1 rRNA gene is annotated in these 794 nt (G+C 54.3%); it reads right to left on the reverse strand.

The annotated features are described in order from the left end of the window. Positions 1-752: ribosomal RNA gene (locus AC0IX4_RS22945) — 23S ribosomal RNA — on the reverse strand; the annotation flags it as partial. Positions 753-794: the final 42 nt, after the last annotated feature.

Below are 794 nucleotides of genomic sequence, written 5' to 3' on the forward strand. Positions count from 1 at the left end.
CGCCCTATTCGGACTCGCTTTCGCTACGGCTACCCCACACGGGTTAACCTCGCCACATACCACTAACTCGCAGGCTCATTCTTCAAAAGGCACGCCATCACCCCCAGTGACAAGTCACTCGAAGGCTCTGACGGATTGTAAGCGCACGGTTTCAGGTACTATTTCACTCCCCTCCCGGGGTACTTTTCACCTTTCCCTCACGGTACTAGTCCGCTATCGGTCACCAGGGAGTATTCAGGCTTATCGGGTGGTCCCGACAGATTCACAGCAGATTTCACGGGCCCGCTGCTACTTGGGCATTCACTTCGACAGTCACACAGTTTTCGTCTACGGGATTCTCACCCTCTACGACAGGCCATCCCAGACCACTTCGACTAACCACATGATTTCTTACTGTCGGCCGATCCGGCAGAATCGACAAAAACAAACCCCACAACCCCACACGCACAACCCCTGCCGGGTATCACATGCACATGGTTTGGCCTCTTCCGCGTTCGCTCGCCACTACTGACGGAATCACTGTTGTTTTCTCTTCCTGTGGGTACTGAGATGTTTCACTTCCCCACGTTCCCTCCACACACCCTATATATTCAGGTGCAGGTAACACGACATCACTCGTGCTGGGTTTCCCCATTCGGACACCCTCGGATCTCAGCTCGGTTGACAGCTCCCCGAGGCTTATCGCAGCCTCCTACGTCCTTCATCGGCTCCTGGTGCCAAGGCATCCACCGTACGCTCTTCATTACTTACAACAAAGATGCTCGCGTCCACTGTGCAGTTCTCAAACAACACAC

The organism is Rhodococcus sp. AC861 (genome assembly GCF_979256035.1).